A 26,635-nucleotide genomic window follows, 5' to 3' on the forward strand; every position below is an offset into this window, starting at 1 on the left:
CATGCGGCGGATGCCCGCCCCGCCACAACACTGGAGAAGCATGGAGTTCGACGAGACGCTTCGGCAGAGCATTGAGACGAACAAGCGCAACGCACAGGGCTACTTCAGCAAGACGCTGGAGGTGCAGAAACGGCTGTCCGGCCTGGTCGGGAGGGCCTCCAGCGGCGACGGGCGGGTCAGCGTCGGCTTCACCACCGGAGGCGCGCTCAGCGAGCTGCACATCGACCCGCGGGCGATGCGCATGGGAGCCGACGAGCTGACCCGCACGCTGCTCGACCTCGCCGCCGAGGCGCAGGCCGACCTGAAGCGGCAGACGGAGGAGATCGTGTCCGAGGCGTACGGCGACCAGAACCCCGCCGAGATGTTCCGCGACCCGGAGAAGTTCGCGGAGAACCTGCGGGCGATGCGGGACGCGTTCAGCGGGGCGATGGGCGAATCGGTCACCGCGCTGAACGAACTCAAGCGCAGGATGCAGGCGTGAGCGCGGTCGGCGCACTGCTCGACGCCCCGGTCGTCCGGCTGCGGCTCGGCGGCGGCCGGCTGATGGAGACGGCGTTCACCCTGACCTCCGGCGACGGGCGGTTGCTGGCCCTCGGCCGCGAGCCGTCGCTCGGCCCGCTCGGCCAGGTCCGCCGGCTGACCGCCAAGACCTACCGCGACTTCCGCCGGACCGTCACGCTGTCCGCCGAGGACGGCACGGTGCTGATGACCGTCGACAAGGAGCGCTACGCCCACACCCGCCGCGCGAACGTGCTGGACGGGGCGGGCCGGCCGGCCGGGCGCATCGACGACGCCTCCCCCATGCTGTCCAAACGGTTCCGGCTGCGCGGGCCCGACGGCGCCGAGCTCGGCCGGATCGAGGGCGAGCGCGGCGTCCTCGCCGTCACCGACGGCCGCGGAGCCGAGGTGGGCGAGATCTCCTACGACGCACCGGGGTGGACGCTGCGCCGGACGGCCGCCCACGGGCCGCCCGGCGTGCTGCTGGTCGCGGGACTGGTGCTGGCCGAGCTGACCCGGGGCAGGTGACCGCACCCGCCCCGGGTCAGCCGCGGCCCGCTAGCCGACCTCGGGGCTGGGCTCGCTCGTCAGGTCACCGGTGAAGGTGTAGGAGGGCGAGTCTCCGCCGGAGTCCGCACCGCCCTTGATCCGCCCGCCGCCGACGACCGGCCACGGCAGCTTGGGGCCGCCGGTGTGGTCCCACTTCATCGTGTGGCCCGTGAGGTTGCGCTCCAGACGCTGCAGCGACCCGCGCCAGGCGGCGTCGAACGCCGGCACCTGCGCCTGGATCAGGTCGAGCGCGGCGCCCGGGTTGCCCGACAGCATCTGGGCGCCGATGTCGGCCACCAGAGCGGTGCCGAGGATCACCGCGGCCCCGTTCATCAGCGCGTCCACGTTGCTGGTGACCGTGGTGAACATCGGGACCATCTCCATCTCGATGATCAGGCAGATCTCCCCGACGGCGGCCCAGTAGCCGGTGCCCATCGTGCTGGCGGCCACGATGGCGACATAGACGACCTGCGCCACCAGGATGATGGAGATGATCAGCATGATCACGATGAGGATGTAGAGCGTGATGGCGGCGAACAGCAAGATGTGGTGGGTGACGTCCGCCATGACGGCGGAGAGCCCCACCTGCGTCTTGAAGTCCTCCATCTTCTCTTCGTAGGCCTTGCGGTCCTTGCCGTCCCAGTCGTGGCCGGGGATGTCCTTGATGATCCGCTCGACGTCCTTTTCGAGGTCGTGGAGCTTCTTCGCCGTGCCGCCCCACGTCTCGGAGCCCTTCCAGTACGCGCTGGGGTCGCACTGGCACAGGTACATCATCGAGACCAGCTCCCAGGCCGCGGGAAGGATCACCGCGCAGCCCATGCTGGTGTAGAGGGCGGTCTGCGCCGTGCCCAGGCCGTCTTCGAACATGTGCCTTCCTCAGACGACCTGGATGGTGCTCTTGTCGTCGGCCTGCCGCCAGTTGGCCGCGACCGTGGTCAGTCCGAACTCGATCTCGCCGAGCTGGTCGTTCTTGCTCTTCATGTCCTGGATGAAGAACGCGCTGGCCTCGGTGTAGGCGATCGCCAGCGCGACCGTCACCGCGGTGAACGAGGTCTGCGCCAGGTCCAGTGACCCGATCTCCTTCGCAATGGCCGTGAACTTCGGCCCCAGTTCCCCTGCCACCTTCTTCGCGTACGCGTCGATGGCCTCATGGTCGTTCTGGACCTGGCCGTTGCCGCCGCCGGAGGGCGTCGTAGGCGAGGGTGCGGGTGTAGGCGAGGGCGAGGGTGTGGGGGCCGGCGTCGGAGAGGGGGACGGCGATGGCGGCGGCCCCGAGGTGGTCGGGCCGGGGCCCGGCGAGTTGAGAATCTGACTGATCCGATTCGGCGGCTCCGGGCTCAATCCCGCGCTCCTCTCCGCAAGGCTTCCGGCGGCCATCGTGCCGCCCGGCGGACGATCAACGCGGCACCAGGCTCCACCCAACCGCCGCCCCGTGGCAACCGGCGGTGCGGTGTCAGGCGTCTTCCTTGGTGACGGACTTCTCGAACTTCTGGCGCTGGGCGCGCAGGCCGCCGGCCACGGCGGCGGACATGCGGTCGCGCTGACCGGACAGCAGGACGTAGCTGACGACGCCGCTGATCAGCAGGGCCATCAGCACGAGCAGGAAGCCGCGGGCGCCGAAGAGCGCCAGCACACCCGCGGTCGCCGCGAAGATGGCGAGCCGCGCGATGGTGTAGAGGATGACGGAGCGCATGACACTTCGAGGTTATCCCCGGTTCTCAGCGCTCTCGCTCCGGGGTCACTTCAGGACGTCCAGGAAGAGGGCCGGGTCCACGTTGCCGCCGGAGAGGATCGAGACGTAGGTGCGTCCGGCCGGGAGTTCGTCGCGGTGGTGCAGGTAGGCGGCGGTGGCGACGGCACCGGCGGGTTCGGCGATGAGGCGCGCCTCACGGGCCAGGCGGCGCATCGTCCAGCGGATCTCGTCCTCGGTGACGGTGACGATGCCGTCCACGTGGGCTTGCATGTGAGCGAAGGGGAGGTCGCCCACCTGCTGGACGCGCAGGGCGTCGGCGATGGTGCGGCCGGTCTCCTCCGCGTCCCAGGCGACGGGACGTCCCGCGGCCATGGAGTCGCGGGCGTCGGCGGCGAGTTCGGGTTCGACGCCGATCACCTTCGCCTCCGGGCGCAGCGTCTTGACGGCGGCGGAGACCCCGGCGACGAGGCCGCCGCCGCTGATCGGGACGAGCACGACGTCGACGTCCGGACGGTCCCGGACGATCTCCAGCCCGGCGGTGCCCTGCCCGGCGATGACCCGCGCGTCGTCGTAGGGCGGGATCAGCGCGAACCCGTGCGCGGCGGCGAGTTTGCCGCTGGTCTCGGCGCGGGCCCGGGCGGTCGGCTCGACGTAGACGACCTCGGCGCCGAGCGCGATGCACCGGTCGACCTTCACGGCGGGGGTGGTGTGCGGCATGACCAGGACGGCCCTGATGCCGAGGGTGCGGGCCGCGTAGGCGACGGCCTGCGCGTGGTTGCCGCTGGAGTGCGTGACCACGCCGGCCGCGCGCTCCTGCGGGGTGAGTGACGCGATGGCGGCGTAGGCGCCGCGCACCTTGAACGCTCCGATCGGCTGCAGCGACTCGGCCTTCACCAGCAGCGCCGGGTCGGCGGCGGCGCGGGGGGCGGGGTCACGGGGAAACGGGACGAGCGGGGTCCGCACCGCGACGCCCGCGATGCGTTCGGCGGCCCGCACGATCTCCGGCAGCGAAACAAGATCGGACATGGTCGTGAGACTACTTCGCGTACCGCGCACCGGGAGCGCTCGGGCGTGTTCCGGGCGTGACCGTGCAGGTCAAACGGGGTCAACGGGGGTCCCGCACAAGAACAGGCAAACACTGAGCGCGATCGCTCCTGCTCAAGAAACTACGGTCAGTCATCTTTTCCGAAAACAAGGGAGAAATCGGTCTTGACCCGCCACACTGTTAAACAGTCCACCCGCGCCGAGAGCGGGACAAAGGGGGAGAGAAAACGTGGAGAGTACGAGCGAGCGACTGCTGACCCCAGGAGAGGTCGCCGCCCTCTTCAGGGTCGACCCGAAGACGGTCACCCGGTGGGCCGCCGCGGGCCGGATCAGCAGCATTCGCACTCCGGGAGGCCACCGGCGCTTCCGCGAGTCGGAAGTGCACGCGCTGCTGCGCGGCGAGGAGCCCGTCGCCGAGCATTCGGCCCGCTGACGAGGCTCTGGCCGCCCGGACCGCCGCGCCACGGATCGGTCCTCCAGCCGGGCGGCCGGGGCATCGCACCCACCCCGATCGAACGCATCCGGGGGCGTCCGCGCGCTCAGCCCTCCGCGTCCTCCGCCTTCCACTCCTCGAACCTGCGCAGCAGGTCGGCGTCCTCGTCCCGCCAGCGGCGCCGCCGCTCCGCCAGTTCCTCCTCGGTGAGCGACTCGCGGAGCAGCCGGTCGTAGTCGGGGTCGTCCGGGCCGATCTCGATGTAGCCGTCGGCGATGATCCGTCCCTCCTGCGCGTCCGTCCCGGGCTCGCCGGTGCCGGCGAGAACGCTGTGCGGAACCCGGAGCGTACCGTCGGGGAGCCGGATCACGTACATCCTCGATCACCCTCGCCGTCTGTCGTCGCGCGGCCTGTCGTCACGGTGTGCTAGATCCCGTACCTGCGGTTGAAGAAGAGCATGACCTCAAGGGCCATCCGGATGTCGCCGGCGAGCATATCCACCAGCGCGGGCCGCTGCCGGGAGGAGATCGCGGCGAACGCGTCGGCGAAGAACTCGCGCCGGCCGAGGGCGCCCGGCTGCCGGTGGAACATGCTCGCGAGATGCGGCCGGCACTCCTCGTACAGTGCATGGAAGGCCGGGCTGTCGGAGGTCCACTCGCCGTCGTCGCCGTCGATGTCGTCGAGCGCGTGCCCGACCTCGTGCAGCATCACGTCCGGCGTCGGGGACGGCCGGTCCCCGACGACGATCTTGTGGTCGCCGTACGCGCCGGCGCAGATGTCCCAGGTGGCGCGGCCGGACGGCAGCGGCCGGTCGCGCAGGTGGCCCATGTCGTCGAGCTGCGGGACGCCGCCGGGCCCCACGTAGATGCCGTCGAGGCCGGCCGCGAGCTTCTCCTTCAGCGGCTCGGGCAGCGCCGCCAGGCTGTCCACCGCGCCGATCACCTCGGGGGGCGGCGGCCCGTCCTGGACGTCCCACTGCCGGTACAGGATGCCCTCCAGCACACCGCAGTTGCGGCGGCCGTCGGCGGCGTGCGGCATGCCCGGCGGGTACGGCTCGACCCGGAGCCGGTCGTCCTCCAGCTCGAAATCGCTCCACGAGTAGTCGCCGGACCGCGGCCGGCCGGGCCCGCGCCGCGCGAGCCTGCCGGCCTGCGCGGGCGCGTCGCCCGCCGTGTCCATGCCGCCCGGACCCAGGGCGCCCGCGTCCATGCCACGGGGGCCGTCCACCGAGAAGTCGTCGTCGCGGCCCGCCTTGCGGAACCGCCCGAACCGGTCACGCGGCTGGTTGCTGCGCGGCCTCACCTGCCCCGAATCGGGCGGGGACGCGGCGTAGGCGACCTCGTCCCGGGCCGTGTCGGCACGGAACCGGACGCCGCGCAGCACCTCCCGGGCGCGCACCTCCCGGGGTTTGCGGTGGACGCCTTTGAAGCGCATCGGGCTCCTCTGTCCGCGGGACCCGCAGGGTATCGGGCGGCATACGCCACCGGACGAGGGCCCCGCAGGCAGGGTAAGCCCGAACCCGACATCCCGTCACCCCCTGGAGTCACGCGCCTGTGGCGGGCGTGCGGTCAGGCGTAGGAGTGCAGGCCCTGGAAGATGTAGTTCACGCCGAAGAAGTTGAACATCAGCGCGGCGAACGCCAGCAGCGACAGGATCGCGGCCTTGCGGCCCTTCCAGCCGGCGGTGGCGCGGGCGTGCAGGTACGCGGCGTAGATGATCCACGTGACGAAGGACCAGATCTCCTTCGGGTCCCAGCCCCAGTAGCGGCCCCACGCCTGGTCGGCCCAGATCGCGCCCATGATGATCGCGGCCGTCCAGATCGGGAACGCGAACATCGTGACCCGCATCGACAGCCGGTCGAGGCTCTCCACCGACGGGATGCGCGACAGCACGCCGCCGGCCGCGACCGCGCCGCGCGACTCCGCGCGGTCCTTCAGCAGGTAGAGGATCGTGGCGGCGCCCGCGACGGTGAACGCGCCGGTCGCGATGATCGCGGCGGTCACGTGGATGGCGATCCAGTAGGAGTTCAGCGCCGGGCTGACCGGGCCCACCGAGTCGTACAGCCAGATGTTGGCGACACCGAGGGCGACGACGGCGGCGGCCATGACGAACGCGCCGAGGAACCGCGCCCGGTACCGGAACATGACGACGACGAACGCGGTGACGGCGGCGAACGAGATCGCGGTGAGGAACTCGTACATGTTCCCCCACGGCCACCGGTTCGCGGCCAGCCCGCGGGTCACCAGGACGCCGAGGTGCGCGCCCCAGCCCAGCACGTTCAGCAGGACGGCGAGGTTGGCCCAGTCGACCTGGGAACGCTCCGAGCCGCTCTCACCGGCGTCGGCGGCCTGCGCGGCGTCCGGGCCGCCGGTCGTGGTCTCGGCACCGGCCGCGCCGACCAGCACCTTCGCCCCGGCCTTCGCCTCGACGGCCCCGGCCGTCGCACGGCGGCGGCCGAAGCCGAGATCGGCGGCATAGGCGACCAGCGCGATGATGTACAGCACGACGGTGGTCAGCATGAGCTTGTCGCTCAGGTTCGCGAGGTCGGCGTTGCTCACCTCGTCACTCCTTCGTCTCGGGGGCCGACCCGGATTCCTGATCGGCGTCGGGGTCGCTCTCACCCGGCTCAGGGCCGGACTCCCGGCCGTGCTCCGGGGCGGGCTCGTCCTCCGGACCGCGCAGCGCGGTCACGATGTCGTCGAATTCCGAGGTCGGATTCCCCAGCGTGAGACCGCCGACCTCCACCACCGTACGCCCGCCCTCTCCGGCGCTCGCACGGACCCACACCCGGCGCCGCCGGACCATGAACGAGGCGGCCACGCCGAGGACCGCGAGGATGGACGCGATCAAGGCGGGGACGCGTCCCGGGTCATGGTTGACCGACAGGCTCGTCCACTCCTTGAGCCCGTCGAACGTGACCGAGCCGGCGCCGCCCGGCAGCGTGAACGTCTCCCCCGGTTCCAGCAGCTTCTGGCCGCCCTTCACGGGATGGAGCGTCTTGCCGAGGCCCTCCAGCTTGTAGACCGACTGGGGGGCACCGGAGTCCAGCCCGAGGTCGCCCTTGAACGCGGTGATGGTGACGACCGGGCGGGCCGGCGCGGGGAACGCCGAGACGATCTGCTTGCCGTCCTGGCTCGCGGTCGCCGTCGGCCACAGGATGGCGTAGAAGGCGAGCTGGTCGGGCTGCGCGTCGGGGACCTTGATGACGCCCTCGGACGTCAGGTTGCGCGGCTCCATCTGCAGGAACGGCACCGTGTCCTGGAAGGCGACGTTGCCCTTGGCGTCGCGGACGGTGAACACCGGCGCGTACCCGTGGCCGAGCAGGTACACCTTCGCGCCGCCGACCTTCAGCGGATGGTTGATCCGCAGGTCGTACGGCTTCTCCCGGGCGTCCGGGCTGGACCGGTAGCGGATCTCGGCGTTGAAGTCGGTGGCCTGGCCGCGCTTGGCGCCCCGCGTCTCGTACTGCGCCTTGAAGTCGTCCAGCGTGACCGTGAACGGGGCGAGCTCGCCGCCGCCGAACGCGCGTCCCGGCTGGAACTGGTCGTACAGGCCCAGCGAGTTCGCGAACGTCTTGCCTTCGGTCAGCAGGACGTTCCCCCGGTAGCCGAACAGGTTGCCGAGGCCGAGCGCGAACAGCAGCGCCAGCAGCGCCAGGTGGAAGAGCAGGTTGCCGGACTCGCCCAGGTAGCCCTTCTCGGCGGACACGGCGCCACCGGAGACGTCCGCCCGGAAGCGGCGCCCGCGCAGCACCCTGCGGGCCTCGGCGAGGACCTCGTCCGGGGAGGCGTCCGTCTCGTACGTCGCGGACTGCGGCAGCCGGTCCAGGTTGCGGGGCGCCGCCGGCGGACGCGCCCGCATCGACTGGTAGTGCTTGACCGCGCGGGGCAGGACGCAGCCGGCCAGCGACACGAACAGCAGGATGTAGATCGCCGCGAACCAGGGCGCGGCGAACACGTCGAACATCGAGAACCGGTCGAGCCACGGGCCGAACGTCCTGTGCTCGTCCAGGTAGGCGGCGACCTTCTCGGGCGCCTGGCCCCGCTGCGGCAGGATCGACCCCGGCACCGCGCCCAGCGCGACCAGGAACAGCAGGACCAGCGCCGTGCGCATCGTGGTGAGCTGCCGCCAGCCCCATCGCAGCCAGCCGAGCGGGCCCATACCGGCCGGACGCGGCACCTCCTCGGGCGCCCGGCGGGCGGCGGGCGCCTCGGTGCCCGACTCCGCGGGGTCGTCCGCGGGGTCGTCCTTGAGCTCGTGCTTGGTATCAGTCATCTCAAATCACCGGTTCGAAGCCGCTGATCCACGACCTCAGCTCGATGGTCAGGTTCCCCCACAGGCCGCTCACCAGCAGCACCCCGATGAGGACGAGCATCCCCCCGCCGATCCGCATCACCAGGGGGTAGTGGCGTTTCACCGCGCCGAACGCGCCGAGCGCCCGGCGGTAGGCGAGCGCGGTGGCCACGAACGGCAGGCCGAGGCCGATGCAGTACGCCAGCGACAGCAGCGCGCCCCGTCCGGCGCTGGCCTCGGTGATCGCGAGGCTCTGCACGGCGCCGAGCGTCGGGCCGATGCACGGCGTCCAGCCGAGCCCGAACAGGACGCCGAGCAGCGGCGCGCCCGCGAGCCCGGCCGCCGGGAGGCGCCCCGACTTCATCGTCCGCTGCAGGCCGGGGATGAGCCCCATGAACGCGAGGCCGAACACGATCGTGACGACGCCGAGGACGCGGGTGATCGTGGCCTGGTACTCCAGCAGCCACCGGCCGAGCCCGCCGAAGATCACGCCGTAGCCGACGAACACGGCGCTGAAGCCCGCGACGAACAGCAGCGCGCCGGCCAGGAGCCGTCCGCGCCGCTGCTCGGCCAGGTCGACGCCGGTCATTCCGGTCACGTACGACAGGTAGCCGGGGACCAGCGGCAGGACGCACGGCGAGGCGAACGAGACGAGCCCGGCGAGGGCGGCGAGCGGTGCCGCCGCGACCAGCGACCCGCTGACGATCGTCTCGCCGACGCCGCTCATGGCCTCGCTCCGCGCGGCGCGCGCCCGCTCACCGGACTCACTTTTCCGCGAGGACCTTGCCGACCAGGGGGTTCAGCTTGGAGTACGTCGTCGGGCCGATGATGCGGACGGCGACGCGGCCCTGCCGGTCCAGCACGAGCGTGCTCGGGATCGCGCTCGGCGGCACCTCCCGGAACGCCAGCGTGACCTGGCCGTCGGCGTCGAACAGGCTGGGGAACGTCACCTTGAACTTGCGCTCGAACGCCTGCGCGCTGGCCTTGGAGTCCTTGAAGTTGACACCGAGGAACTCGGCGCCCTTGGCCTTGTTCTCGGTGTAGACCTGCTCCAGGGACGGCGCCTCGCCGCGGCACGGCGCGCACCATGACGCCCAGAAGTTGACGACGACGACCTTGCCCTTGAGTTCGGCCAGCTTGAACGCCTTGCCGTCGAGGCGCTCCCCGCCGACGTCATGGACGCTCTTGCGGTCGGCGGGCTTGTACTGCGTCACGTTCCCGCCGCCGGAGATGAACCGGTTGTCGCCGCCGTCCGGACCGCTCCCGGCGGCGTTCGTCCCGGCGCAGCCCGCCAGCAGGCCGCACAGCGCGACGGCCGCGGCGGCGGCGCGGAACGGGGAGATACGGGGGCTCAACGGGACCCTCCTACTACAAGACGTAGTATTCAACTTAGCGGTGCGTTCAAGCACCGGCGACACTGGGGCCCTTCGCCATGCCCGCGGCGGGCTCGCAGTACGCGACCTCGACCAGCCTGCTGCCCTCGAACGTCAGGCTCGTCAGGCTGGCCAGCCCGCACTCGCGCCGGGTCGGGTGGTGCCAGAGGCGGCGGTGCTCGGCGCGCAGCCGCAGGATCCAGATCGGCAGCTGGTGGCTGACGCACACGGCCTCGTGGCCGCGCGCCGCCTCCCGCGCCCGGATCACGGCGGCCCGCATCCGCGCGGCGAGCTGCTTGTAGGGCTCGCCCCAGGACGGCTTGAACGGGTTGATCAGATGCCGCCAGTGCTCGGGGCGGCGCAGCGAGCCGGCCCCGGCCCCGAACGTCAGCCCCTCGAAGTGGTTGTCGGCCTCGATCAGCCGGTCGTCCACCGTGACGGGCAGGTCCAGCGCGTCCGCGAGCGGCGCGGCCGTCTCCAGCGCCCGCTGCATCGGTGAGGAGAACAGCGCGGTGACGTCCCGCCCGGCGAACCACTTGGCGGCGGCCTTCGCCATGAGGACGCCGTCCTCGCTCAGGCGGTAGCCGGGCAGCCGTCCGTAGAGGATGCCTTCGGGATTGTGCACCTCACCGTGCCGCAGCAGGTGAACGATCGTCGTCTCAGTCATGGCGTCGTCAGATTACCCGCGCCGCACGTTACCCGCGCCGCACGCCCGTCGCGGGCCGGCTCGTCGCGGGCCGGCCCGGGACGGGGGCCACCGCCGGGAGGTCGGCCGGGACGGCGGCGCGCAGCGCGGTGACGGCGGCGCGGATCGCCGGGCGCCGGGCGGCCTCCTCCCGCCACACCGCGTACACCCGGCGCGTCAGCGGCGCCGCCAGCGGGACGATCGCCACGCCGGGCGGGACGTCGCAGCGGCCGAGGCGCGGCAGGATCGCGTTGCCGAGCCCGGCGGCGACGAGGCACAGCTGTGAGGAGAACTCGTAGGCCATGTGGTCGATGTCGGGTTCGCTGTCGACGGCGCGGAGCGTGCGCATGAGCCAGCCGCAGCAGATGCTGTCCGGGGAGGAGCTGATCCAGGGGTCGCCGGCGAGTTCCTTGAGGTCGATCGTGTCGCGCCCGGCGAGCGGGTGGTCGGCCGGCAGCGCGACGTCGGCGACGTCGTCGCAGATCACGCCCTTCTGCAGGCCCTCGGCGAACGGGAGGGGCTCGTTGTTCCAGTCCTGCACGAGGGCCATGTCGAAGTCGCCGCGGGAGACCAGCGGCATGCTGCGCAGCGGATCCTCCTCGCGGAGCAGGACGCGCAGGTCGGGATGGTCGGCGCGGAGGCCGCGCAGCGCCGCCGGCATGAGCCCGCGGATGGCCGTGGGGAACGCGGCGATGGCGAGCTGGCCGACGACCGAGCCGCGGTGCGCCTCCAGGTCGGCCTGCGCCTGCTCGACCAGGGACAGGATGCGCTCGGCGTGCGCGACGAGCAGTTCGGCGGCGTCGGTGAGCCGGACGCCGCGGCCGTTGCGTTCGAGGAGCTTCTGCCCGGTCTCCCGCTCCAGCTTCGCGAGCTGCTGGGAGACGGCCGACGTGGTGACGTGCAGGACGTCGGCCGCCGCGCTGACCGAGCCGTAGGTCGCGACCGAGTGCAGGGCGCGCAGCCGTTCCAGATCAAGCATGAAGCAATTCTAAAACGAGGTGTCAAGAAATTCTCGGTTGTCCTAAATGGAATTGTCCGAAGACGATCAGGGGATGAGAGCACACCACGTCCTGCCTGGCCACCGCGGTCGCCTCCGGAACAAGGGGACCTGATATGCGCGGAATCCACGCCCCGCTCGTCACGCCGTTCACCCGCTCCGGCGAGGTGGACGTGAAGTCGCTCGAACGTCTCGCCGTCCACTGCCTGGACAACGGCGTGGACGGGCTGGTCGCGCTCGGCACGACCGGTGAGGCCGCCCTGCTGACCCCCGAAGAGCAGCGGACGGTGCTGGAGGTGTGCCGCGCCGTCGCGGGCGAACACGGCCGGCCGCTGATCGCCGGCGCCGGGACCATGGGCACCGGGGACTCGATCCGGCAGGCCCGCGAACGCGCCGCCCACGCCGACGCGCTGCTCGTCGTCGTCCCGTACTACCTGCGCCCGTCCGAGGAGGCCGTCGTCGAGCACTTCGCCGCCGTCGGCGCGGCCGTGGACGTCCCGCTCGTCCCGTACAACGTCCCGTACCGGACGGGCAGGCACCTGTCCGCCGGCACGCTCCTGGAGATCCTCGCGCTCGACTGCGTCGCCGGCATGAAGCACTGCGCGGGCGCCATCGACCACGACACGCTGACCGTGCTGGCGTCCAACCCCGGCAAGCCGGTGCTGTGCGGGGACGACGCCTACATCTACCCGATGCTCCAGCTCGGCGCGGCCGGGGGCATCGCCGCGTGCGCGTGCCTCGCGCCGGCCGCCTACGCGTCGATGTTCGGCGCGGCGCGCCGGGGTGCCGCGGCGGAGGCGCTGACGATCCACAACGCGCTGCTGCCGATGGCGGAGGCGCTGTTCAGCGAACCCTCGCCCGCCGTCCTCAAGGCGTGCCTGGCCGAGGCGGGGCTGATCGGCGACCCGGCGGTGCGCGCTCCCCTGCGCGCACCGCGTCCCGGACCGGTCGCCGCCGCCCTGGAGGCGTTCGGCGCCCTCCAGGGCAGCGTTCTTCCAGGACAGCGCCCTGGAGCAGGGCGCTTCTAGGACGACGCCTGGGCGGCGGCGCGGGCGGCATGCGGGAGGGCGTCCAGGACGCGCCCCAGCGCCTCCTCGTCGTGCGCGGCCGACAGGAACCACACCTCGTACGCCGACGGCGGCAGGTACACGCCGTGCTCCAGGGCGGCGTGGAAGAACGCCGCGTACGCCTTGGAGTCCTGGCGCTGCGCGGCGGCGAAGTCGCCCACCGGCGCGTCGCTGAAGAAGACCGAGAACAGGTTGCCCGCGTTCTGCACCCGGTGCGGGACGCCCTCCCGCTCCAGCGCCTGCGACGCGGCCTTCGACACGATCTCCGCCGACCGGTCGATCGCCGCGTACACCTCGGCTGTGGCGTGCCGCAGCGTGGCGAGCCCGGCGGCGGTGGCGAGCGGGTTCCCCGACAGCGTGCCCGCCTGGTAGACGGGCCCGGCGGGGGCGAGGTGGTCCATGATGTCGGCGCGTCCGCCGAACGCGGCGGCGGGCACCCCGCCGCCCATCACCTTCCCGAACGTCATCAGGTCGCCCGGCACGCCCTCGATCCCGAACCAGCCGGACCGGGACGCGCGGAACCCGGTGAGCACCTCGTCCAGCACCAGCAGCGCCCCATGCCGCTCGCACAGCCGCTTCAGCAGCGCGTTGAACCCCGCCAGCGGCGGGACCACGCCCATGTTGCACGGGACCGCCTCGGTGATGACGCAGGCGATGTCGCCGCCATGGTCGTGGAACGCCGTCTCCACCGCCGTGACGTCGTTGTACGGCAGGATCAGCGTGTCGGCGGTGGTCGCGCCCGTCACGCCCGGGGTGTCGGGCAGCCCGAACGTCGCGACGCCGGACCCGGCCGCCGCCAGCAGCGAGTCGACGTGCCCGTGGTAGCAGCCGGCGAACTTCACGATCTTGGTGCGGCCGGTGAAGCCGCGCGCCAGCCGGATCGCCGACATCGTCGCCTCGGTCCCCGAGTTCACCAGGCGGACCTTGCCCACCGGCGTCCGGGACACGATCTCCTCGGCGAGGTCCACCTCGCCCTCCGTCGGGGCACCGTAGGATGTGCCCCGGCCCGCGGCCTCCCGCACCGCTTCTACCACGGCCGGATGCGCGTGCCCGAGGATCATCGGACCCCACGAGCACACCAGGTCGACATAGGTGTTCCCGTCGGCGTCCGTCAGATACGGGCCCCGCGCGGACGCCATGAAGCGGGGCGTCCCGCCGACGGCGCCGAAGGCCCGCACCGGGGAGTTGACACCGCCGGGGACGACCCCGGCGGCACGGTCGAACAACTGCCGAGAGCGATCGAAATCAGTCACAGTTGCAGTCTCTCAGTTGCAGTTCGGCGACTTGCCTTGACCTCACGGCGTACGGGCCGATATTCCACCAAGTACGACATCGGAGGGATGGGCTTTCAACGTGGTTGACGGCTGGACGGTCCCGGGCTTCAGCCACGAGCGGGAGCTGGGCGGCGGAGCCTCGGGCCGGGTGATGCGGGCGGTCGACGACCAGACCGGCACGAAGGTCGCGATCAAGTACCTCGACGGCGCGCTCATGGCCGACGAGGCGTTTTTGGTGCAGTTCCGCGCGGCCTCGCGGAACCTGTCCCAACTTGAGGACCCCAACGTGGTCGACTTCTACGACTTCGTGGAGTCCGCGGACGGCACCGCGATCGTGATGCAGTGGGTCGAGGGCGTCAGCCTGCGGCGGGTGCTGGCCGCGCAGGGCCCCACCGGGCCGCTCGCGGCCCTGTCGGTGCTGGGCGGCGTCCTCCTCGGCCTCGCCGCCGCGCACGACCGCGACGTCGTGCACGGCGCGCTCCGCCCGGCGAACGTCCTGGTGGACACCGGCGGCAACGCGCAGCTCACCGACTTCGCGACCGCGGCCGCCGGCACCGAGGTGCGGTCCGGCGCGCAGTACGCGGCGCCCGAGTTGTGGAGGGGCGAGCCCGCCACCGTCGCCACCGACCTGTACGCCGCCACCGCGGTCTTCTACGAGTGCCTCACCGGGCGTCCCCCGTACGCGGGCCGCAACATGGCGCGGCTGCACCGCGAGGCCGACATCCCCGCCGACGAGGTGCCGGGGCCGCTGCGCGGACTCGTCCGCCAGGGCCTCGCGAAGGACCCGGAGGAGCGCCCGAAATCCGCCGCCGACTTCCTCGGCGCGCTGGAGGACGCGGCCGTGTCCGCGTACGGGCCGTCCTGGGAGGCGCAGGGCCGCGGCCGGCTCACCGAACTCGCCGCGCAGGCGGCGCTGCAGCCGGAGCCGCCGAAGCCGAAGCCGGCCCGCGGCAGCGGCCGCAACCAGGTCGTCGCGGACAAGTCCGGCGGGTCCCGCAAGCGCTGGCTCGTCGCCGCCGTCGCCGTCCTGGTCATCGCCGGGGCCGGCGCGGCCGCCGCGACGCTGCTGAAGAAGGACGACAAGAACGCGCCACCCGAGCCGACACCCGCGCAGAGCAGCAGCCCGCAGCCGGCGCTGCCGATCGGCGGCGTCGACCCGGCGCCGCTCGTCGCGCAGATCGACCAGGCCGTCGGGCGGGCGTCCGGCGCGGCGTTCAGCTACCAGCAGACCGGCTGCTGCGGTTTCCCCGTCAGCGGCCGGGGGACGTTCGGGCCGGGACAGGACGGGCGGCCCGCCTACTCGATGACGCTCGCCGGGACGGGCCCGGCCCGCAAGCCGGTGCACGCCGTCATCGTGCAGGACCGGCTGTACGTGCGGGTCGGCAAGAACTGGAGGGCGTCGGCGCTCGGCGGGCACGGCTATCCGGGGGCGGCCGAGCAGGTCCGCCAGGGCGGTTCCGTCGCGAACCTGACCGCGCTGCTGAGGTCGGCGACGAAGCTCAAGCAGTCGGGATCGATCTACGAGGGCGAGGCACCGGCCGCGACGCTGGCGCAGGTGCCCGGCGTCGGCCCCCTGTACGCGCGGATGGCCCAGGCGACCGGCGCCCAGCAGATCGCCTTCGCCGTCAAGCTCGACGCGGACCACCGTCCCGTCAAGTTCTGGGTCCGCGCCGGGCCCGAGAAGGGCCGCAACCAGATCCAGCACGGCTCCTACTCCAAGTGGGGTCCCAAGCCCACCATCAAGGCCCCGCGCTAGGCGTTCCCGCGCTAGGCGCCCTCACAGGCGTCTGCGAGGACCTCCAGGAGCCGCAGCGGGTCGGGCAGCGGGTCACGGGTCGGCGGCCTCAGCCAGGCGACCTCACGCCCGTACGGCAGCGCGGAGGGCGGCGCGACCACGTAGCTGTCGCGGCAGTGCCACCGCATCCCCGGCGTCTCGGCGACGTCCTCCGGGACGCAGTCGAGGTGGCACGACCACCACTCGTCCTCGTCGACGGGCGCGCCGCGGGTCGCGACGAAGAACAGGTGCCGTTCGCCCCCGAACGACGCGACCGGACCGACGGGAACGTGCTCCCGCTCGATCCGGTCGAGGGCGATGGTCCCGGCCGCGGCCGGGACGTCGAACACGTCGAAGACCCGGCCCGTCGGCAGGATGATGTTGGCCTGCGGGCGTTTCGTCCACCAGCGTCCGATCACGTCGGGATCCACGCTGGCCTGGTGCGCCCAGGCCGCCGATACCGGATGCGCCCCCGGGTCCGGGCAGCCGATCCGGTCGCACGAACACGCCCGGTCGGCCCCGACGTGCGCCCCCGGGAAGCAGGGCCAGCCGAGCTTCGCGTACTCCCGCGCCGCCGCGGCCATCCGGTCCCGTGCCGCCTTCTGCCGCTTGTGCCCCGTGACCGCCAGCATCTTCGCCCCCCAATAGCCCAAGGTCGCACGTGGGTTCTTGGTTACCGATGATGCCCGCCGGGACGGACCCGAGACACGGCAACCCCCGGAAAGGGCCCTAAGTGACTAGCCGGAGGGCGTACCAGGGCAGGCGCGAGAGCTAGGACGACGCGAGGAGCACCGCGGCCTCCGTCGCCCAGTAGGTGAGGGTGATGTCGGCGCCGGCGCGGCGGATGGACATCAGGGACTCCATGATGGTGCGCTCGCGGTCGATCCAGCCCTTCTCTGCGGCGGCCTCGATCATGGCGTACTCGCCGCTCACCTGGTAGGCGGCGACGGGGACGTCGACGGCGTCGCGGACGCGGCGGACGATGTCGAGATAGGCGCCCGCGGGCTTCACCATGACCATGTCGGCGCCCTCGTCGAGGTCGAGGAAGACCTCGCGGAGCGACTCGCCGGCGTTCGCCGGGTCCTGCTGGTGGGTGGACCGGTCGCCGAACTGCGGGGCGCACTCGGCGGCGTCCCGGAACGGGCCGTAGTAGGCGGAGGCGTACTTCACCGAGTACGAGAGGATCGCGACATCGGAGTGGCCCGCGCCGTCGAGCGCGGTCCTGATCGCGGCGACCTGGCCGTCCATCATGCCGGACGGGCCGACCACGGCGGCGCCCGCCTCGGCCTGCGCGACGGCGATGGACGCGTAGCGTTCCAGGGTGGCGTCGTTGTCGATCTCGCCCGCGGCGGTGAGGAGGCCGCAGTGCCCGTGGTCGGTGTACTCGTCCAGGCACAGGTCCGACATGATCACGATCGCGTCGCCGAGGTCGGCGGCCAGGTCGCGCAGCGCCCGCTGGACGATCCCGTCCGGGTCGTCGGCGGCCGAGCCGGCGCCGTCCTTCACCGCCGGGACGCCGAACAGGATGATCCCGCCGACGCCGGCCTCGGCCGCCTCGTGCGCGGCCTTGCGCAGGCTGTCGCGGGTGTGCTGGAACACGCCCGGCATGGACGCCACCGGCTGCGGCTCGGCGATGCCCTCCTTGACGAACATCGGCAGGACGAGGTCCGCCGGGGCGAGCCGCGTCTCGGCGACCATCCGGCGCAGCGCGGGCGCGCGGCGCAGCCGCCGCGGCCGGGCGACGGGGAACTGTGCAGACATGATCCCTCTGTGGGTCTATTTCCGGCGCCGGGCCCCCCGGCGCATCTGGCTGGGCTTGCGGAGCGGGTCTCCCGCCTCGATCTGGGCCGCCCGCCGCCTGGCACCGTACTCCGCGAGCGCCTCGGCGAGCGCCGACACCGACGGTTTCTCGGCCATGACGTCCACGCGCAGCCCGTACTCCCGCGCGGTCTTCGCCGTCTGCGGGCCGATCACCGCGATGACCGTGACGTTGTGCGGCTTGCCGGCGATCCCGATCAGGTTCTTCACCGTGGACGACGAGGTGAACAGCACGGCGTCGAACCCGCCGCCCTTGATCGCCTCGCGGATCGGCGCGGGCGGCGGCGCGGCCCGGACCGTCCGGTAGGCGGTCACGTCCTCGCACTCCCAGCCCAGCTCGGTCAGCTTGGCGATGAGCACGTCGGTGGCGATGTCGGCGCGCGGCAGCAGCACCCGGTTGATCGGGTCGAGGTCCTCGTCGTAGGGCGGCCACTCGCTGGCGAGGCCCTCGCCGGACTGCTCCCCGGACGGGACGAGGTCCGGGTGGACGCCGAACTCGACGAGCGCGGCGGCGGTCTGCTCACCGACGGCGGCGACCTTCAGGCCGGCGAACGCGCGGGCGTCCAGGCCGTAGTCGACGAACTTCTCCCGGACGGCCTTCACAGCGTTCGTGGAGGTGAACACCACCCACTCGTAGCGTCCGGTCACCAGGCCCTTCACCGCGCGCTCCATCTGCTGCGGGGTGCGCGGCGGCTCGACGGAGATCGTCGGGACCTCGTCCGGGACGGCCCCGTACCCGCGGAGCTGGTCCGACAGCGACGCGGCCTGCTCCTTCGTGCGCGGCACCAGGACGCGCCAGCCGAACAGCGGCTTGGTCTCGAACCACGACAGCTTGTCACGCCAGTTCACCACGTCCCCCACGATGATCAGGGCGGGCGTCTCCATGCCCTTGGTGTCGGACGCGAGCTTCTGCAGCGTCGAGACGACCGTCTCCTGGTCGGTGGTGGTGCCGAGGCTCGTCATGGCGGCGGGCGTGGAGTCGGGGCGGCCCGCGGCCACCAGGCCCTTGGCGACCTCGGCGACGGCGCCCTCCGCGCCGAGGATGACGAGCGTGGTGCCGGGGGCGGCGAACCGCTCCCAGTCGACGCCGCCCGCGGAGGCGTCGACGATGCGGACCTCGCGGTTGTCGGCGTCCGTCAGCGGGATGCCCGCGTACCCGGGCACGCCCGTCACGGCGGACACGCCCGGCACGATCTCGAACGGGACGCCGGCCTTGGCCAGCGCCCCGCCCTCGGCGGCCAGCGTGCAGGCGAGCCCCGGATCACCGCGGAACAGCCGGACGACGCGCCGCCCGGCCTTCGCGGCGCGGACGGCGAGCTTGACCGGGTCGCCCTCGGCGGTGTCGAGGATCTCCGCGTCCGGACGGCAGCAGGCCAGGATGTCGGCCGGGCAGTGCGCACGGCTGACGATGACGGTGTCGGCGCGTTCGAGCTCGGCGGCGGCGCGCAGCGTCAGCAGCGCGGGGTCGCCCGGCCCCATGCCGACGATCGCGACCGTGCCCGGGTCGGCGGTCCGGCGCGCGGCCGCCGGCCGCGCGCCGGCCGGCGCGGTGTCCTTCGTGCTCGCGGTGCTCTTCGTGCTCGCGGCGTTCTTCGTGGTGGCGGTGGTCGTGGTGGCGGTGGTCTTCGCGGCGGTGGTCTTCGCGGCGGGGCTCAATCGCGCTCCCCCATCAACTGGTCGGCCCCCTGCGCGAGCAGCCGGTTCGCGAGGTCGCGTCCGATCTGCTCGGCGGCATCCGGGTGGCCGCTTGCGGACAGCCTGATCTGCCGGCTCCCGTCGTACGCCGCGACGGTCGCCGTCAGATGAAGCCTTTCATCTACTTCGGCAGCGTATGTTCCCACGGGCGCGGAGCAACCCGCCTCCAGCACGGCCAGCACCGCCCGCTCGGCGGTGACGGCGCGCCTGGTCACGGCGTCGTCGACCGTTCCAAGCAGCTCCCGGAGGTCGTCCCGGCCGGCGTGGCATTCGAGGGCGAGCGACCCCTGTCCGGGCGCGGGCAGCATCTGGTCCGGCTCGAAGACCTCGCCGACCGCCTCCAGCCGGCCGATCCGCTTCAGGCCCGCGTGCGCCAGCACCACCGCGTCCAGCTCACCGTCGGTGACCTTGCGGAGCCGGGTGTCGGCGTTGCCGCGGATCGGGACGATCTCCAGGTCGGGGCGGAGCGCGCGCAGCTGCGCGACCCGGCGCGGCGAGCCGGTGCCGACGCGGGCGCCGCGCGGCAGGTCGGCGAGCTTGCTCGGGCTGCAGAGCGCGTCGCGGGGGTCGTCGCGCCGTGGCGTCGCGGCCAGCGCGATCCCCGGCGTCTCGGACGTCGGCAGGTCCTTCAGCGAGTGCACGGCGAAGTCGATCTCGCCGGACAGGATCTTGTCACGCAGCGCGTTCACGAACACGCCCGTGCCACCGATCTGGGCGAGCAGCGCCTGGGAGACATCACCCTGCGTGGTTACCCCCACCAGCTCCACGGCATGCCCGGTCAGCCGGGTCAGCGCGTCCGCGACGCCCTGCGACTGGGTCGTCGCCATCAGGCTCTTCCGGGTGCCGAGCCGCAGCGGCCTGTTGTCGATGGTCACGTCTCGTCTCCTTCGTGCGCCGGGACCGTGTCCCGGGCACTGACCGCCCGGACGCTCGCGGCCTGGGCGTTCACCGTCTCCACGTTCACACCGTCCGGCACGTCCGGGGCGGCGGAGGCGAGTCCGGCCGGGTCGGCCTCGGCGCGCTCCGGCGCGATCGCCGCCGGCGGTTCGTCCTCGCGCAGGTCGGCGCGGGTCACCGCCTCGGGGGCCATCGGGTCCAGGCCGAACAGCTCGCGCAGCGCGTCGGCGTAGGAGTCGCCGCCCGGCGCCGCCGCCAGCTCCTTGACCCGGACGGTCGGCACGTGCAGCAGCTTGTCGACCACGCGCCGCACGGTCTGCTCGATCTCCCGGCGGTCCCGCTCCCCCATCTCGGGCATCCGGCCGGTCAGCCGGGACAGTTCCGCGTCCACCACCTCGGCGGCCATGCTGCGCAGCGCGACGACGGTCGGCGCGACGGCGGCGGCGCGGGCCGCGCTGAGGAACGCCTCGACCTCCTCGCACACGATCCGCCGGGCCGCCTCGACGGCGGCGGGGCCGATCGCCTCCGCGGCCTCCTGCGCGGTCCGCAGGTCGTCCAGCCCGGCCAGCTCGACGCCCGGCAGCCCGCGGGCGGACCGCTCGATGTCGTGCGGCAGCGCCAGGTCGAGCAGGAACCGGCGCCGCTCGCCGTCCCCGCCGCCGCGCGCCGTCAGCTGCGCCGTGGTCAGCACGAGGCCGGTGGCGCCGGTGCACGAGACCACCAGGTCGGCGTCGGTGAGCGCCTCGTCCAGCACCGACAGCTCTATCGCGCGGGACGGGACGTCCAGCGATTCCGCGAGGCGCACGGCGTGCGCGTGGGTGCGGTTGGCGACCACGACCTCGCGGACCCGGGCGCGGCTCAGCGTCGCCGCGGCCAGCGAGCTCATCGACCCGGCGCCGACCACCAGCGCGCGCACCTCCGCCAGCGGGCCGAGGTGCCGGGCGGCGACGTCCAAGCCGACGCTGACCAGCGACGCGCCCGCCTTGTCGATGCCGGTCTCGTGGTGGGCGCGCTTGCCGACCCGCAGCGACTGCTGCAGGACGTCGTGCAGGTCGCGGCCGAGCGTGCCCTCGTCGTGGGCGACCTTGAACGCCTGCCGGATCTGGCCGAGGATCTGCCCCTCGCCGACGACCATCGACTCCAGCCCGCACGCCACCGCGAACACGTGCTGGACGGCCCGCTCCTCGTAGTGGACGTACAGGTGCCGCGACAGGTCGTCCATCGGGATGCCGGAGTGCAGGGCGAGCAGCTCGGAGATCGCCGAGACGCCGCCGTGGAACTTGTCGACCACCGCGTAGATCTCGACCCGGTTGCACGTCGAGACGATCGCGGCCTCGGCGATGTTCGCCGAGGCGTGTACCGCGTGCAGCAGTTTGACCAGGTCGTCCCCGGCCACCGCCGCCCGTTCCAGCACCGCCACCGGGGCGCTGCGGTGACTGAGCCCCACCACCAGAACGCTCATGCCGGGTCTCCCGCCGTCTCTCCCGCCGTGCCCTCGATCATGCCTCGACAGTCTCCACGTACTGCGGTGCGCCCGGCGGCGAGTCGCCGTCCGGCATCGGGGCGAGTTCGTCCGGCCCGCCGGCCTTGCGCTGCTCGTGGAACGCGAGGATCTGCAGCTCGATGGACAGGTCGACCTTGCGCACGTCGACGCCGTCGGGCACCGACAGCACCACGGGGGCGAAGTTCAGGACGCTGGTCACGCCCGCGGCCACCACGCGATCGCACACCCCCTGGGCCGCGCCCGCGGGGGTCGCGATCACAGCGATGGACACGCCGTGGGCCGCGATGATGTCCTCCAGCCGGTCGATGTGCTGCACCGTCATGCCGGAAATCTCCTGGCCGACGATGGCGGCGTCCGCGTCGAGCAGGCCCGCCACGCGGAAGCCGCGGGACGCGAAACCGCCGTAGCCGGCCAGCGCACGGCCCAGGTTACCGACACCGATGATGGCGACCACCCAGTCCTGGGTGAGGCCGAGTTCGCGGGAGATCTGGTAGACGAGGTACTCGACCTCGTAGCCGACCCCGCGCGTCCCGTAGGAGCCGAGGTGGGACAGGTCCTTGCGGAGCTTGGCCGAGTTCACCCCGGCCGCCGCCGCCAGTTCCTCGGAGGAGACGGTGGCGACGCCGCGCTCCTGCAGCCCGGTGAGGGCCCGCAGGTACACCGGGAGCCGCGCCACGGTGGCTTCGGGGATGCCACGGCCCGCACGGTCGCGGTGCCGGTTCTGTCGTGGAGGTGTCACGGCCTGCTCTTCGGGCTCGACGCTGGGGACGGGGCGCTCGGGGAACCCCTGGCCCCGGCTCGGGCGGCCGGGAGGCGGCCTGGTGGCCGCGATCCGATCCGCCCGGGGCTGGCCCCCAGGTTAGCCCTTGTGAACACGCGCACAAAGTCACCCCCCGGTTTCGCGGCCGGAACGGCACCGCGGAGCGGGACGTCCATCAGGGACTTCCAGCGTAAGGGCCCGGCACCGGGACGCCATCGAATGTGACAGACCAGACAATCCGGGCCGGTGGGGCCGATGTGGCGGAGGGGCGTCGCGGCTAGCGGAGCTTCGCTATGGCGGCGCGGAGACGGTCCTCGTCGACGCGCCAGAAATCGTGCTGGACGCCGTTGACGAGCGTGACCGGGATCTGCTCCCAGTACCGCTCGTTGTCGGCCTCCGACCGCGTGATGTCGCGCTCCTCCCACCGCACGCCGAGGTCGGCGGCGACGCGCTCGATCACCGCGCGGGCGTCGTCGCACAGGTGGCAGCCGGGCTTGCCGAGCAGCGTGATCACGATGTCCGCGGCCATGTCACCTCCCGGGGAACTCCGGCGCGGGCAGCGGCATCTTGGCCGGGCCCAGCTTCAGCTCGATCACGTTCGTGGCCAGCACGTGCGTGCGGGACTCCGCGAGGAACCGCCGCAGGTGCGGCTGCCCGCGGTGCGCGGTGAACGCCGCCTCGTCCCGGAACAGCTGGTAGAAGATCCGCTGCGTGGGGCCGCCGACCACCTCGTGGCAGGCGAAGATCACCGTTTCCGGCTCGTTCGCCCGCGCCGCCTTCACCAGGTCGGCGGCGAGCCGGTCGAAGGCCTCCTCGCGTCCGTCCAGCAGCGTGTAGACGGTGATCTGGCCGCACGCCTTCGACAGGTCGCCGCCCGGCAGCGGCATGCCGCCCGTCCCGGCGGGGGCGGGGAGCCCACCAGGGATGGGGAGCCCGGCGGGGCCGCCGATGCCGTCGATGGCGGTCGGCCCGGCCGGGTCGCCGGAGAAGCGCGGCTCCTCGGTGGCCGGCTCGGGGAACCGCAGCTCGCCGCGGCGCGGGGCGGGCGGCGGGGTCGGCGCCGGGACGGGCTCGGGCTTCGCGGCGGGCTTCGCGGGGTACGCCTGCTCCTCGTAGCCGCTCGCGGGCTCCTCCCCGTACTCGTCGTAGCCCTGTTCCCCGTCGTAGACCGGGATCGTCCGCATCGCGCCGTACCAGACCAGGCCGACGGCGGCGCCGAGCGCGATCACCGCGACCGGGGCGGGCAGGAATCCGCGGCTGCCGCTGACGACCAGCACGCCCGCGAGGGCGACCAGCGCGATCGGGATCAGCAGTTCGCCGGCCTCCCGGTCCTGCTTGCTCGCCAGCCACGCGGTGACCCCGGTGCAGGCCGCCAGGGAGATCACCGCGACGACGTGCGCGCCGTCGATCAGCAGCAGCGGCAGCGCGTCATAGGTGGAGCCGGGCTTGGGCAGGCTCTTGGAGAGCGACCCCTTGAGCGGGTCCAGCATCAGGATGACGATCGCGACGACCGTGTAGGAGATCGCGAACAGCCAGGCGCCGAACCGCACCTGCACGTACCGCGCGATCAGCTCGATCATGCCGAGCGCGAGCCACACCGGCCCGATCAGCGCGGCACCGAGTTCCATGACGCGGAACAGCGGGCCGTTGAACCCCATCATGAAGCCGAGCGCCATGCACAGCAGCGCGAGCGTCAGCCCGACCTGCGTGAACGACCAGGCGATGAGGTAGAGCAGCCGGTCCTTGTAGGCGCGCTGGACCAGCAACCCGGTGGCCGCCAGGGCACCAAGGGTCGCCAGAAGCGCGAGAAGAGCGTCGACCATCGCGCCCAATGGTGCCCGATGCCGCGCGTGGACGGGTAACCGCGCCGGGGAAAGCACCCGATAAGCACTTTGCGCTCATTGCCTCGCGCGCCTTCCGGTATCTAGAGTGACAGATCACGCCGGAGGTCGCGTACGCCCCGAGGAGAACTGCATGAGCAGCTTGACCCTCGATGCCGGGGTCATCCCGCTTCCTCGGTCTTCCCGTACCCGCGCCGCCCGGATCGCCCGCCCCGCCGCCGAGCCGGGCACCGACCGGGCCGAGGTCCTGAAGGCGCTGGTACTGCGCGCCCGCGACGGCGACGCCGACGCGTTCGGCTGCCTCTACGACCATTACGTCGAACTCGTCTACCGGTACGTCTACTACCGGGTCGGGACGCATTCGCTCACCGAGGACCTGACCAGCGAGACGTTCCTGCGCGCCCTCCGCCGGATCTGCGATTTCCACTGGCAGGGCAAGGACTTCGGGGCCTGGCTCGTGACGATCGCCCGGAACCTCGTCGCCGACCACTTCAAGTCCGGCCGCTACCGGCTGGAGGTCTGCACCGCCGAGCTCATCGAGCCGGACCGCCACCAGGAGGGCCCGGAGCGGGCCGTCCTGGACGCGATGACGAACCGGACGCTGCTGCTGGCCGTCCGGCGGCTCGGATCCGAGCAGCAGGAATGCATCGTGCTGCGGTTCCTGCACGGCCTGTCGGTCGCCGAGACCGCGCTGATCATGGACAAGAAACCGGGCGCGATCAAGGCGCTGCAGTACCGGGCCGTCCGGTCGCTGAGCCGTATGCTGCCGGACGATCTGCGCCTGTGACCCGTTCGCCGGCCCGTTGACCGACCCCGCCCGGAGGTGCTTCATTGGACTGTTTATCAATTAATCATCGGGCCGTAACCCGCCGCGCCGCAGGATCGTTCTGCGGGCAGGGGCGATTTCGCGCCCGGATTCCGCAAAGGAGCGGCCGATGAGAACCGGGCTGTGAAGACGAGACGACGACGCGTCACCGAACGGGGAGACGTGCTGACCCGGCTGCGGGCCGGCGAACCGGGACCGGATCCGCAGTTCCGCGCCGTACTGCGTGAACGCCTGATTGCGGCCGCATATGACAAAAGTGAAGACTGTCGCAACCGGCGCCGGGAGGACGGTCCCGGGGAGGCGGTTGACTAGGCTTCGCCTCATGCGGCGATTCTGGCAACGCGACGTGGACCACAAGAGCGCCGGGGAGGCCGCCGCCGCGGCCGCGGCCCCGCCCGGTCCGCTGCCCGAGCCCGATCCCGCCGCGGCGGCGTTCTTCGACGTCGACAACACGATGATGCGCGGCGCGTCCATCTACTACTTCGCGCGCGGGCTCGCCGCCCGCAAGCTGTTCACCATGCGCGACCTCGCCATGTTCGCGTGGGGGCAGGCCGCGTTCCGGCTGCGCGGCACCGAGAACCACGACCACATCGGCAGCGCCAAGGAGGCCGCGCTCGCGTTCGTCGCCGGGCAGCGGGTCGCCGGGATCGTCAAGCTCAGCGAGGAGATCTACGACGAGGTGATGGCCGACCGCATCTGGCACGGCACCCGCACCCTCGCGCTCCAGCACCTCGACGCCGGCCAGCAGGTGTGGCTCGTCACCGCCACGCCCGTCGAGGTCGCCCGGACGATCGCGCACCGCCTCGGCCTCACCGGCGCCCTCGGCACCGTCGCCGAGACCCGCGAGGGCGTCTACACCGGGCGGCTCGTCGGGAACCTGCTGCACGGGCCGGCGAAGGCGGAGGCCGTCCGCGCGCTCGCCCAGCGGGAGGGCCTCGACCTCGCGCGCTGCTCCGCCTACAGCGACTCGATCAACGACCTGCCGATGCTGACCGCCGTCGGCCACCCGCACGCCGTCAACCCCGACTCCGAGCTGCGCGCCCACGCCCGCGACCACGGCTGGCCGATCCACGATTTCCGCACCGGCCGCAAGGTCACGATGGTCGCGCTGCCCGCCGCCGCGGGCGCGGGCGCCATCGCGGGCGGCGTCGCGGCGGGCATCGCGCTTCGCCGGCACTACCGCACGAGCTGATCTTCCGGCTTAGCCTGTCCGCATGACGGTCGAGCTGGCGCTGCTGTCCCGGGCCGCCTGCCGCGGACGGGACGTGACGAGCCCCCGGCTGCGCGGGCTGCTCGCGCTGCTCGCGGGCGAACCGCGAGCGGGCGTGTCCGCCATGCGGCTGGTCGGGGGACTGTGGCCGGACACCCGTCCCGAGAACCCGGTCAAGGCGTTGCAGGTCGTGGTGTCGCGGGCCCGGTCGCAACTGGGCGCGGACGTCATCGTGAGCACCGCGCTGGGGTACCGGCTGGGGCTGGAGGAGTCCGCGGTGGACGCGTGCGCCGTGCTGCTCGCCGCGTCCGCGAGTGCGCGCCGCTCGCGCGACGGCGACCACGCGGGCGCGCTCGCCGCGGCCGAGGAGGGGCTCGCGCTGTGGGACGGGCCGCCGGAGCCGG

General features: G+C 72.6%; 28 protein-coding genes and 1 pseudogene. 8 read left to right on the forward strand and 21 right to left on the reverse strand.

Going from position 1 to position 26,635, the window contains the following annotated elements; all coding sequences use genetic code 11:
- Positions 1–40: 40 nt before the first annotated feature.
- Together AF1_RS08065 and AF1_RS08070 are read left to right on the forward strand one after the other, a co-directional pair.
- A complete protein-coding gene (locus tag AF1_RS08065; RefSeq protein WP_067794480.1) occupies positions 41–481 on the forward strand; it encodes a YbaB/EbfC family nucleoid-associated protein in 441 nt (146 codons plus the stop codon).
- On the forward strand, positions 478–1,026 hold the full coding sequence (locus AF1_RS08070; protein WP_067794482.1) for a hypothetical protein: 549 nt from the start codon (positions 478–480) through the stop codon (positions 1,024–1,026). Before AF1_RS08065 ends, AF1_RS08070 begins: the two co-directional genes overlap by 4 nt.
- Before the next feature lie 30 nt (positions 1,027–1,056).
- Here the strand turns inward: AF1_RS08070 and AF1_RS08075 are convergent, their stop codons facing one another.
- The 4 genes from AF1_RS08075 to AF1_RS08090 form a co-directional block, all read right to left on the reverse strand.
- Positions 1,057–1,914 (reverse strand): hypothetical protein, encoded by an 858-nt coding sequence (locus AF1_RS08075; RefSeq protein ID WP_067794485.1) that lies wholly within the window; start codon positions 1,912–1,914, stop codon positions 1,057–1,059.
- A 9-nt stretch (positions 1,915–1,923) separates the two neighbouring features.
- A complete protein-coding gene (locus tag AF1_RS34165) occupies positions 1,924–2,169 on the reverse strand; it encodes a hypothetical protein (RefSeq protein WP_067794487.1) in 246 nt (81 codons plus the stop codon).
- A 331-nt stretch (positions 2,170–2,500) separates the two neighbouring features.
- On the reverse strand, positions 2,501–2,740 hold the full coding sequence (locus AF1_RS08085; protein WP_067794490.1) for a DUF4229 domain-containing protein: 240 nt from the start codon (positions 2,738–2,740) through the stop codon (positions 2,501–2,503).
- Between the two features lie 45 nt (positions 2,741–2,785).
- Positions 2,786–3,766 (reverse strand): threonine ammonia-lyase, encoded by a 981-nt coding sequence (locus AF1_RS08090; protein WP_067794492.1) that lies wholly within the window; start codon positions 3,764–3,766, stop codon positions 2,786–2,788.
- A 247-nt stretch (positions 3,767–4,013) separates the two neighbouring features.
- On the opposite strand from AF1_RS08090, the gene AF1_RS08095 reads away from it, so the two are divergent.
- Positions 4,014–4,217: a BldC family transcriptional regulator gene (locus tag AF1_RS08095; RefSeq protein WP_021593176.1), complete on the forward strand. Its 204-nt coding sequence runs from the start codon at positions 4,014–4,016 to the stop codon at positions 4,215–4,217.
- A gap of 106 nt (positions 4,218–4,323) precedes the next feature.
- Here AF1_RS08095 and AF1_RS08100 read toward each other — a convergent pair whose 3' ends face one another.
- From AF1_RS08100 to AF1_RS08135, 8 genes are all read right to left on the reverse strand, one after another.
- The gene (locus tag AF1_RS08100; protein WP_067794494.1) at positions 4,324–4,593 is read right to left on the reverse strand and encodes a hypothetical protein; all 270 of its coding nucleotides are present in this window, start codon (positions 4,591–4,593) and stop codon (positions 4,324–4,326) included.
- 50 nt (positions 4,594–4,643) lie between these two features.
- Positions 4,644–5,651, reverse strand: a complete 1,008-nt coding sequence (locus AF1_RS08105) for a hypothetical protein (protein WP_067794496.1) — start codon at positions 5,649–5,651, stop codon at positions 4,644–4,646.
- A gap of 134 nt (positions 5,652–5,785) precedes the next feature.
- A complete protein-coding gene (ccsB, locus tag AF1_RS08110) occupies positions 5,786–6,775 on the reverse strand; it encodes a c-type cytochrome biogenesis protein CcsB (protein ID WP_067794498.1) in 990 nt (329 codons plus the stop codon).
- Between the two features lie 4 nt (positions 6,776–6,779).
- The gene (gene resB, locus AF1_RS08115) at positions 6,780–8,492 is read right to left on the reverse strand and encodes a cytochrome c biogenesis protein ResB (RefSeq protein WP_084262570.1); all 1,713 of its coding nucleotides are present in this window, start codon (positions 8,490–8,492) and stop codon (positions 6,780–6,782) included.
- A gap of 1 nt (position 8,493) precedes the next feature.
- Positions 8,494–9,237, reverse strand: coding sequence for a cytochrome c biogenesis CcdA family protein (locus AF1_RS08120; RefSeq protein WP_067794500.1), 744 nt, complete (start codon positions 9,235–9,237; stop codon positions 8,494–8,496).
- Between the two features lie 37 nt (positions 9,238–9,274).
- The gene (locus AF1_RS08125) at positions 9,275–9,865 is read right to left on the reverse strand and encodes a TlpA family protein disulfide reductase (protein WP_067794502.1); all 591 of its coding nucleotides are present in this window, start codon (positions 9,863–9,865) and stop codon (positions 9,275–9,277) included.
- A gap of 46 nt (positions 9,866–9,911) precedes the next feature.
- Complete coding sequence (locus AF1_RS08130; RefSeq protein WP_067794504.1) at positions 9,912–10,550, reverse strand: histidine phosphatase family protein; 639 nt, start codon at positions 10,548–10,550, stop codon at positions 9,912–9,914.
- Between the two features lie 28 nt (positions 10,551–10,578).
- Entirely contained in the window at positions 10,579–11,547 is a 969-nt protein-coding gene (locus tag AF1_RS08135) for a LysR family transcriptional regulator (RefSeq protein ID WP_084262572.1), read from the reverse strand.
- A 134-nt stretch (positions 11,548–11,681) separates the two neighbouring features.
- On the opposite strand from AF1_RS08135, the gene AF1_RS08140 reads away from it, so the two are divergent.
- Positions 11,682–12,593: a dihydrodipicolinate synthase family protein gene (locus AF1_RS08140; protein ID WP_067794507.1), complete on the forward strand. Its 912-nt coding sequence runs from the start codon at positions 11,682–11,684 to the stop codon at positions 12,591–12,593.
- On the opposite strand, the gene hemL is transcribed toward AF1_RS08140, so the two are convergent.
- Positions 12,590–13,885 (reverse strand): glutamate-1-semialdehyde 2,1-aminomutase, encoded by a 1,296-nt coding sequence (gene hemL, locus AF1_RS08145; protein WP_067794510.1) that lies wholly within the window; start codon positions 13,883–13,885, stop codon positions 12,590–12,592. The genes AF1_RS08140 and hemL overlap by 4 nt on opposite strands.
- Positions 13,886–13,985: 100 nt before the next feature.
- Between hemL and AF1_RS08150 the strand changes: the two genes are divergently transcribed.
- Positions 13,986–15,662 carry a serine/threonine-protein kinase gene (locus AF1_RS08150; protein ID WP_067794513.1) on the forward strand — a complete coding sequence of 559 codons (1,677 nt, stop codon included), beginning with the start codon at positions 13,986–13,988 and terminating at the stop codon, positions 15,660–15,662.
- A gap of 11 nt (positions 15,663–15,673) precedes the next feature.
- On the opposite strand, the gene AF1_RS08155 is transcribed toward AF1_RS08150, so the two are convergent.
- From AF1_RS08155 to AF1_RS08190, 8 genes are all read right to left on the reverse strand, one after another.
- Complete coding sequence (locus tag AF1_RS08155; RefSeq protein WP_067794517.1) at positions 15,674–16,312, reverse strand: bifunctional DNA primase/polymerase; 639 nt, start codon at positions 16,310–16,312, stop codon at positions 15,674–15,676.
- A gap of 139 nt (positions 16,313–16,451) precedes the next feature.
- Entirely contained in the window at positions 16,452–17,441 is a 990-nt protein-coding gene (gene hemB / locus AF1_RS08160; RefSeq protein ID WP_067794519.1) for a porphobilinogen synthase, read from the reverse strand.
- Between the two features lie 15 nt (positions 17,442–17,456).
- The gene (locus AF1_RS08165) at positions 17,457–18,986 is read right to left on the reverse strand and encodes a bifunctional uroporphyrinogen-III C-methyltransferase/uroporphyrinogen-III synthase (RefSeq protein ID WP_255218786.1); all 1,530 of its coding nucleotides are present in this window, start codon (positions 18,984–18,986) and stop codon (positions 17,457–17,459) included.
- Positions 18,987–19,150: 164 nt separating this feature from the next.
- Positions 19,151–20,020, reverse strand: coding sequence for a hydroxymethylbilane synthase (hemC, locus tag AF1_RS08170; protein ID WP_242608636.1), 870 nt, complete (start codon positions 20,018–20,020; stop codon positions 19,151–19,153).
- Positions 20,021–20,064: 44 nt separating this feature from the next.
- Positions 20,065–21,552: a glutamyl-tRNA reductase gene (locus AF1_RS08175; protein ID WP_084262574.1), complete on the reverse strand. Its 1,488-nt coding sequence runs from the start codon at positions 21,550–21,552 to the stop codon at positions 20,065–20,067.
- Between the two features lie 37 nt (positions 21,553–21,589).
- On the reverse strand, positions 21,590–22,333 hold the full coding sequence (locus AF1_RS08180; RefSeq protein WP_067794525.1) for a redox-sensing transcriptional repressor Rex: 744 nt from the start codon (positions 22,331–22,333) through the stop codon (positions 21,590–21,592).
- A 298-nt stretch (positions 22,334–22,631) separates the two neighbouring features.
- Entirely contained in the window at positions 22,632–22,883 is a 252-nt protein-coding gene (locus AF1_RS08185; protein WP_067794528.1) for a glutaredoxin family protein, read from the reverse strand.
- Position 22,884: 1 nt separating this feature from the next.
- A complete protein-coding gene (locus tag AF1_RS08190; protein ID WP_067794552.1) occupies positions 22,885–24,177 on the reverse strand; it encodes a putative quinol monooxygenase in 1,293 nt (430 codons plus the stop codon).
- 151 nt (positions 24,178–24,328) lie between these two features.
- Between AF1_RS08190 and AF1_RS08195 the strand changes: the two genes are divergently transcribed.
- From AF1_RS08195 to AF1_RS08205, 3 genes and pseudogenes are all read left to right on the forward strand, one after another.
- A complete protein-coding gene (locus tag AF1_RS08195) occupies positions 24,329–24,982 on the forward strand; it encodes a sigma-70 family RNA polymerase sigma factor (RefSeq protein WP_067794531.1) in 654 nt (217 codons plus the stop codon).
- A 361-nt stretch (positions 24,983–25,343) separates the two neighbouring features.
- The gene (locus AF1_RS08200) at positions 25,344–26,213 is read left to right on the forward strand and encodes an HAD family hydrolase (RefSeq protein WP_067794534.1); all 870 of its coding nucleotides are present in this window, start codon (positions 25,344–25,346) and stop codon (positions 26,211–26,213) included.
- Between the two features lie 22 nt (positions 26,214–26,235).
- Positions 26,236–26,635: pseudogene (locus AF1_RS08205) on the forward strand (AfsR/SARP family transcriptional regulator); the annotation flags it as partial.

The organism is Actinomadura formosensis NBRC 14204 (assembly GCF_001552155.1).
Lineage (GTDB): Bacteria > Actinomycetota > Actinomycetes > Streptosporangiales > Streptosporangiaceae > Spirillospora > Spirillospora formosensis.

What these genes read in the sequence shown, in the direction of transcription:
- AF1_RS08065 (WP_067794480.1), top strand. Translation starts at nt 41, where the DNA reads ATGGAGTTCGACGAGACGCTTCGGCAGAGCATTGAGACGAACAAGCGC.
- AF1_RS08075 (WP_067794485.1), bottom strand. Translation starts at nt 1,914, where the DNA reads ATGTTCGAAGACGGCCTGGGCACGGCGCAGACCGCCCTCTACACCAGC.
- AF1_RS08085 (WP_067794490.1), bottom strand. Translation starts at nt 2,740, where the DNA reads ATGCGCTCCGTCATCCTCTACACCATCGCGCGGCTCGCCATCTTCGCG.
- AF1_RS08090 (WP_067794492.1), bottom strand. Translation starts at nt 3,766, where the DNA reads ATGTCCGATCTTGTTTCGCTGCCGGAGATCGTGCGGGCCGCCGAACGC.
- AF1_RS08100 (WP_067794494.1), bottom strand. Translation starts at nt 4,593, where the DNA reads ATGTACGTGATCCGGCTCCCCGACGGTACGCTCCGGGTTCCGCACAGC.
- AF1_RS08105 (WP_067794496.1), bottom strand. Translation starts at nt 5,651, where the DNA reads ATGCGCTTCAAAGGCGTCCACCGCAAACCCCGGGAGGTGCGCGCCCGG.
- resB (WP_084262570.1), bottom strand. Translation starts at nt 8,492, where the DNA reads ATGACTGATACCAAGCACGAGCTCAAGGACGACCCCGCGGACGACCCC.
- AF1_RS08120 (WP_067794500.1), bottom strand. Translation starts at nt 9,237, where the DNA reads ATGAGCGGCGTCGGCGAGACGATCGTCAGCGGGTCGCTGGTCGCGGCG.
- AF1_RS08130 (WP_067794504.1), bottom strand. Translation starts at nt 10,550, where the DNA reads ATGACTGAGACGACGATCGTTCACCTGCTGCGGCACGGTGAGGTGCAC.
- AF1_RS08135 (WP_084262572.1), bottom strand. Translation starts at nt 11,547, where the DNA reads ATGCTTGATCTGGAACGGCTGCGCGCCCTGCACTCGGTCGCGACCTAC.
- AF1_RS08140 (WP_067794507.1), top strand. Translation starts at nt 11,682, where the DNA reads ATGCGCGGAATCCACGCCCCGCTCGTCACGCCGTTCACCCGCTCCGGC.
- AF1_RS08155 (WP_067794517.1), bottom strand. Translation starts at nt 16,312, where the DNA reads ATGCTGGCGGTCACGGGGCACAAGCGGCAGAAGGCGGCACGGGACCGG.
- hemB (WP_067794519.1), bottom strand. Translation starts at nt 17,441, where the DNA reads ATGTCTGCACAGTTCCCCGTCGCCCGGCCGCGGCGGCTGCGCCGCGCG.
- hemC (WP_242608636.1), bottom strand. Translation starts at nt 20,020, where the DNA reads ATGGCGACGACCCAGTCGCAGGGCGTCGCGGACGCGCTGACCCGGCTG.
- AF1_RS08175 (WP_084262574.1), bottom strand. Translation starts at nt 21,552, where the DNA reads ATGAGCGTTCTGGTGGTGGGGCTCAGTCACCGCAGCGCCCCGGTGGCG.
- AF1_RS08185 (WP_067794528.1), bottom strand. Translation starts at nt 22,883, where the DNA reads ATGGCCGCGGACATCGTGATCACGCTGCTCGGCAAGCCCGGCTGCCAC.
- AF1_RS08190 (WP_067794552.1), bottom strand. Translation starts at nt 24,177, where the DNA reads ATGGTCGACGCTCTTCTCGCGCTTCTGGCGACCCTTGGTGCCCTGGCG.
- AF1_RS08195 (WP_067794531.1), top strand. Translation starts at nt 24,329, where the DNA reads ATGAGCAGCTTGACCCTCGATGCCGGGGTCATCCCGCTTCCTCGGTCT.
- AF1_RS08200 (WP_067794534.1), top strand. Translation starts at nt 25,344, where the DNA reads ATGCGGCGATTCTGGCAACGCGACGTGGACCACAAGAGCGCCGGGGAG.